Origin of the sequence: Pseudomonas ceruminis (assembly GCF_021602025.1) — a bacterium.
Lineage (GTDB): Bacteria > Pseudomonadota > Gammaproteobacteria > Pseudomonadales > Pseudomonadaceae > Aquipseudomonas > Aquipseudomonas ceruminis.
In genome coordinates this window covers 1-6,395 of the sequence record NZ_BQHW01000057.1, presented here as the reverse complement: position 1 = coordinate 6,395, position 6,395 = coordinate 1, and the positions used below count along the sequence as shown (strand labels likewise).

Here is a 6,395-nt window from a genome sequence, read left to right as displayed (position 1 = left end):
GTATGCGTACGGCCAAGTCATCTACCCAGCCCTGCAAAGCCAAGACATGGTGTGCACTTACATTTAAGTGGGCACCAGTTCTAGCCTTTTAAGCGGGTATTTCATGCAGCCAACACGCCGTTCCTATTCCAAATCCTTCAAAGCTCAGGTCATTCAAGAGTGTGCCCAGCCCGGTGCTTCGATTGCCAGCATCGCACTCAGCCATAACCTCAACGCAAACCTCGTCCACAAATGGATTCGCCTGCAAGCGCAGAAAAGCACGGCGCTGCAACCTGCATTTATTCCGTTACCCGTGCCGCTGGCAGGGGCGAAATCCCACACATCATCATCGAATATTTGCGTTGAAATACAGCACCCGCGTGGCACCGTCACAGTGAACTGGCCCACTGAAAATGCTGCTGCCTGCGCGACCTTTCTTCGAGACCTTCTGCGATGATTCGCATCGACTCCATCTGGCTCGCCACCGAGCCGATGGACATGCGCGCTGGTACCGAAACGGCATTAGCCAAGGTGATTGCGGTGTTCGGTGCGGCGCAGCCGCACTGTGCTTATCTTTTCGCCAACCGCCGCGCCAATCGCATGAAAGTGCTGGTGCATGACGGCTTCGGCATATGGCTGGCGGCGCGCCGGTTGAGCCAGGGCAAGTTCCACTGGCCAAGCATTCGTCATGGCTCTGAAATGCAGTTGGACACCGAGCAACTCCAAGCCTTGGTATTGGGCCTGCCATGGCAACGAGCAGGTTCCGGCGGCTCGATCACACTGCTTTAACGGCTGCCATTAGCCTATCGGTCTATCGCCGCGAAGCGCCTGCTCTGGCAAAATTCGGCGCATGACTTCTTCTCCCAATCTCGACCAAATGACTCCCGACCAACTGCGTGCCTTAGCTGCGCAATTGCTCTCGCAAGTCGAAACAATGGGTAAGACGGTCGAAACCATGGGCAAGAAGATCAACCGCGATCAGACGGTGATCGAGAAGCTGACCTTCGAAATTGCGCAGCTCAAGCGCTTGAAATTTGCCAAGCGCAGCGAGCAGATGAATCCTGAGCAGGCCAGTTTGCTCGATGACCTGATCGATACAGATATCGCAGCGATTGAAGCAGAGCTTCAGGCCTTGCAAACAGTGCCAGCGGCGACCGAGAAAAAGCAGAAGCCCAAGCGCACTGCATTGCCGGCTGAGTTTCCACGCACACTGATCCATCACGAACCTGACAACACTCACTGCCCATGCGGCTGCGCGCTGAAACGCATCGGTGAAGATGTCAGTGAGAAGTTGGATTACACACCGGGCGTGTTCACCGTCGAGCGTCATGTACGTGGCAAATGGGTCTGCGATGACTGCGAAACGCTTATCCAGGCACCGGTTCCGGCTCAGATCATCGACAAGGGCATCCCAACCGCTGGGCTGCTGGCCCACGTCATGATTGCCAAGTTTGCTGACCATTTACCGCTTTACCGTCAGGAATCGATCTTCGGTCGAGCGGGCCTGGCGATTCCACGCTCAACCTTGGCCGAATGGGTTGGCGTGACTGGGGTTCAGTTGCAGCCGCTGGTCGATGCGCTGCGCGAAGTGGTACTCGGGCAGCAGATTATTCATGCCGATGAAACACCCGTGCAAATGCTCATGCCGGGAACAAAGAAAACCCACCGTTCCTATGTTTGGGCCTACGCCACCAGCCAGTTCTCGGATGTGGCAGCGGTGGTTTATGACTTCAGCCCCAGCCGTGCCGGAGAGCATGCTCGCAACTTCCTGCAAGGCTGGAGGGGCAAGCTGGTCTGTGACGATTTTGGCGGTTACAAAGCCAGCTTCGAACTCGGCGTGACCGAAATCGGCTGCATGGCCCATGCACGGCGCAAATTCTTCGAGCTGCACGCTACGAATAAAAGCACGCTTGCTGAGCAAGCCCTGCGCTATATCCAGTTGTTGTACGAAATCGAGAGCGAAGTCCGCGATCTGGAGCCGGATTTACGGCGGCGAATACGGAAAGAAAAAGCCGTCCCGGTAATGGACATGCTACATGTCTGGATGAGCGCCCAGCGCGACCTTGTGCCCGAAGGCTCAGCCATCAGCAAAGCACTCGATTACAGCCTGAAACGCTGGGCAGCGCTGTCGCGCTACCTCGATGACGGGGCTGTACCCATAGACAACAATTGGGCAGAGAACCAGATCCGACCATGGGCTCTTGGACGCAAGAACTGGCTCTTCGCAGGGTCGCTACGCAGCGGAAAACGGGCGGCGGCGATCATGAGTTTGATCCAGTCTGCGCGGCTCAACGGTCATGATCCGTATGCCTATTTGAAGGACGTGCTCACACGCCTGCCGACGCAGCGGGCGAGTGAAATCGATCATTTGCTGCCGCATATTTGGCAACCGGTCTAATTGCGTAAGACGTGATGCTCGGATGCAAACGTTCAGTTGCGCCCAGTAAGCAGCGATGATGTCATATTGGACAAGCACGCTTATCGTGAGAAATTGGAACAGCCTTACGAGGTTGTGCCCGATACAGTTACATCAGAGCTCTTCCTTTGCCTCGGCGAACTGGCGCACGGCGTCGACTACTTGCCGTGCTCCGCTCTGAATTTCCTCTATCACAAAGCCGGCTTGGCTGACCAAATCGACGCCTTGATCGACCTTTTGGCGACTAGCCTGCATGCTCTCCACAGCATCCTGCGCTAGTTCATGGTTGCGCTTCACAACATCGACGATTTCCACGGTGGCCTGCGCCGTGCGGGCTGCAAGGTTTCGTACTTCATCGGCGACCACCGCAAAACCTCGGCCTTGTTCACCCGCCCTTGCAGCTTCGATAGCAGCATTTAGAGCAAGTAGGTTGGTCTGCTCGGCGATACCTCGGATGGTCTGCACGATGCTGCGGATCATCTCTGACTGCTGATTGACTGCAGTGATGCCTTCAGCCGCTCGTGAGAGCTCGGCTGCTATGCCTTGTACCACCTCGACCGTTTCACTAATGACCTCGGCACCATGGCGAGCGCTTCTGTCCGTCTGCTGGGATATATTGTAGGCGAACGTGGCTGCATCGGATTCTGCTTGCTGCTGGCGCACTTGGGACGTAATATCACGGGCAAACTTAACTACTTTGTAAAGCCGGCCACTGGCATCGAATACCGGGTTGTAGGTTGCGCTCAGCCAGACGGTATCGCCATGCCGGTTGAGTCGCTGGAAGCGTCCAGAGAAGAACTCACCACGGTTCAGTCGCTCCCAGAAATCGCGGTATTCAGGAGAGTCCGCTTCACCTCGTGTGCAGAACATGCGGTGGTGCTTTCCCCGAATCTCATCCAGGCGATAGCCCATGGCCTGCTCGAAGTTTTCGTTGGCGTCGAGAACCTCACCTTTCAAGTTAAAGGAAATCGCAGCCATCGAGCGACTGATGGCCTGAACCATGCTGCTCTGCTCCTGCTCACGGATCACCTGAGTAGTAATGTCGGTGGCCAGCTTCAGCACGCCTTCGACGCGACCATCGGCGCCTCGGATAGGGTTGTAGCTGGCTTCGAGCCAGACCTCCAGGCCTTGCTTATTACGCCTCAGGAAACGTTCACGTATGTACTCGCCACCAGCCAGGCGCTGCCAGAACTTACGATAGTCGGCACTCGCCTGGTAATCAGGAAAACAGAAAATACGATGGTGCTGTCCGACGATCTCCTCCAGTCGGTAGCCCATGGTGGTAAGAAGGTTCTCATTGGCACCTATGATGGTGCCATCGGGTTTAAATTCAATTGTTGCCGTCGAACGGTCAACGGCCACGGCCCTTGCTTCTGCGGCCTGAAGCTTTTGCAGAGCCTCAGCCAAGGTCTGCTTGATTGCCTTGTTGAACATTGATTAGCCTTAGAGTGAATTTTACTATCGGACGAATGAGGAGAAGCCGTAAATCCCAATTCGAATGTTTAACTGATGCTTAAATCAGGTGATGTAGCGGGTCTGCAAATTGCACCAGCAAGCACCAACTTGAATCTATGGCTTGTGCAGTATCACGCTAGAGTCTTGGTCGCGCTTAAGCTTTCCAGCATCCTCTCTGCGCTCATCGGCTTGCCCAGCAGGTAACCTTGCAAAATGTCGCAACCCAACTCGGTAAGCATCTGTTGTTGTTCAGCGGTTTCCACACCCTCTGCAACGATCCTCAGCCCCAGCGTTTTACCGAGCGCTACTATGGCCGAAACGATAGCCGCGTCATCGTTACACTTAGCCAGCTCGGTGATAAAACCTCGGTCGATCTTCAGTTCGTTGGCTGGTAGGCGCTTAAGATAAAGCAGGCTGGAATAACCGGTACCAAAGTCGTCGATGGAGATATTCACGCCCAATGCTGCCAATTGATCAAGAACAATCAAAGCAGCTTCAGCGTCCCGCATCGCCGTAGATTCGGTAACTTCCAGTGTCAGGAAACGGGGGGGCAGGCCACTGCTTTGCAGGGCATTGCGCACGACATCAACGAGCTTTGCATGGGCCAGTTGTACCGTCGAAATGTTGACCGCAATACTCCATTCGTCTTTACCTTCGCCTAACGCTTGCCATTCGGCCATCTGCCGGCACGCCTCATGGATTACCCAGCTACCGATTGGCACGATCAATCCAGTACGCTCTGCCAAGGGCAGGAAACGGACGGGCGGCACCAAGCCCAAACCTGGCTTGTTCCAACGCAGTAAAGCTTCAACGCCGATCATAGGGCCATTTGGGGCGAGCATCTTCGGCTGGAAGTGCAGGATAAATTCATTCCGATCCAGTGCGCACCGCAGATCCTGTTGCATTTCCAACTGCAGGTGAGCGTTAACGTTCATAGCTTTTTCAAAGAAGCAGTAGCCATCGCGGCCCTGCTCCTTGGCGTGGTACATAGCCGCATCGGCATTGACCATCAGCTCATGCTCGGTTAGGCCATTTTCTGGGAATATAGCGATACCGATGCTAGCGGACACATGCACTGTCTGCCGCCCAAGTACGTAAGGTAATCGAATATTTTCCACCAAGCGTTGCGCCAACATCGCAGCGTCTTCAGGTTCGCCGGGATCGATAAGCAGAACGAACTCGTCGCCTCCGAGGCGAGCCACCGTATCTTCGCCGCGTTTGGCGTCGTTGATTCGCTTTGCTACTTGCAGAAGCAACTGGTCGCCAGTGTGATGACCGTAAGTATCGTTAACAGCTTTGAAACCATCCAGATCCATGAAGAGTACGGCAAAGTGGCTCTTCTGCCTGATGGCTTTATGAATCGCTTGCTGAAGACGGTCGTTTAGGAGGATACGGTTAGGGAGGCGAGTAAGATTGTCGTGAAGAGCTAGCTGCACCAGTTCACTGTTTGCGAGGTCAAGGGAGCTGGCAAGTATGCTGGTGCGGACGTCAAGCATTGATACGATCAAGGCAATAGCGCAGACAGCCAGCGTGATCAGAATCACCAAAACCATTAGCCAGTTGCTATCAATGCCTGCATTGACCGCTCCGCACACGCTCCCGATAGGAAATTGGGCAGCCGCCATTCCGGTATAGTGCATTCCAACAATGGCACACCCCATAATTAACGAGGCGCCGATGCGTGTACGATTGATGTACTGACCTTCGCCACGCATGCGGAAAGCGATCCACAAAGCCACGCCCGAAGCAAGGATAGCAATCAGCACCGATAGCGCGAACAACGACGGAACGTATTCCACTACAGGATTCATCAGCAGCGCCGCCATTCCAACGTAGTGCATGGATGCAATTCCGATACCCATGAGCACCGCACCAAGCAGCAAACGCGGCAGTGGCATTTCCGTCTGGCATGCTAGCCACAAAGCAAAGGCGGAGGAGGCGATGGCGATCAACAACGATAAGCCAGTCAGCGTCAGGTCGTAACCCAGCTCGATGGGCAGTTGGAAGGCCAACATGCCAATAAAATGCATCGACCAGAGGCCCGTGCCCATGGCGGAAGATCCACCGGCAAGCCAAAGTGCCGATGCTTTGCCTTCGGTACGGGTGACTCGACCAGTCATGTCCAGCGCGGTATAAGACGCCAGGATCGCTACGGCGAAGGAAAACAGCACATACACGCTGTTATAGCTGCTTACTAGCATTGAAACCCCGAAGGTTGAATTTGGCTCCTCTGGGCCATCGGCGGCACGAGCAGTTTCTGAAGAGTACGCTTCATCCTATCGTCAAAAATTTTACAAAAAAAAGCGTCATGCCAGCCTTGCGACTTCCACGGGCACGCTTACGGCTGAATGCGATGCTGGCAATTGTAGTGCCGTGCTGGGCACCCATATTGAATGACCTGGGCTTTGAAGGCCTTGGAATAGGAACCGAGTGTTGGCTGCATGAAATACCCGTTTAAAGGCTAGATCTGGTGCTCACTTAAATTTGAGTGCACTCGATGTCTTGGCTTTGCGGGGCTGGGTAGATGACATGGCCGGACGGTTAC

4 protein-coding genes and 2 pseudogenes are annotated in these 6,395 nt (G+C 54.7%); 3 read left to right on the top strand and 3 right to left on the bottom strand.

The features are described from left to right. The first annotated feature begins 103 nt into the window (after positions 1-103). The 3 genes from tnpA (at position 104) to tnpC (ending at position 2,377) form a co-directional block, all read left to right on the top strand. On the top strand, positions 104-436 hold the full coding sequence (gene tnpA / locus L6D80_RS29685) for an IS66-like element accessory protein TnpA (RefSeq protein WP_009682494.1): 333 nt from the start codon (positions 104-106) through the stop codon (positions 434-436). Next, positions 433-768 (top strand): IS66 family insertion sequence element accessory protein TnpB, encoded by a 336-nt coding sequence (gene tnpB / locus L6D80_RS29680; protein WP_009682493.1) that lies wholly within the window; start codon positions 433-435, stop codon positions 766-768. The genes tnpA and tnpB overlap by 4 nt, the downstream gene beginning before the upstream one ends. A 61-nt stretch (positions 769-829) precedes the next feature. Next, the gene (tnpC, locus tag L6D80_RS29675; RefSeq protein WP_034128274.1) at positions 830-2,377 is read left to right on the top strand and encodes an IS66 family transposase; all 1,548 of its coding nucleotides are present in this window, start codon (positions 830-832) and stop codon (positions 2,375-2,377) included. Between the two features lie 132 nt (positions 2,378-2,509). On the opposite strand, the pseudogene L6D80_RS30470 reads toward tnpC, so the two are convergent. The 3 genes and pseudogenes from L6D80_RS30470 to L6D80_RS29660 all read right to left on the bottom strand — a co-directional run. Continuing rightward, a pseudogene (locus L6D80_RS30470) lies at positions 2,510-2,947 on the bottom strand (methyl-accepting chemotaxis protein); the annotation flags it as partial. Positions 2,948-3,052: 105 nt separating this feature from the next. After that, positions 3,053-3,829, bottom strand: a pseudogene (locus tag L6D80_RS30465) (PAS domain-containing protein); the annotation flags it as partial. 152 nt (positions 3,830-3,981) lie between these two features. After that, positions 3,982-6,051 (bottom strand): putative bifunctional diguanylate cyclase/phosphodiesterase, encoded by a 2,070-nt coding sequence (locus L6D80_RS29660; RefSeq protein WP_060501710.1) that lies wholly within the window; start codon positions 6,049-6,051, stop codon positions 3,982-3,984. Positions 6,052-6,395: the final 344 nt, after the last annotated feature.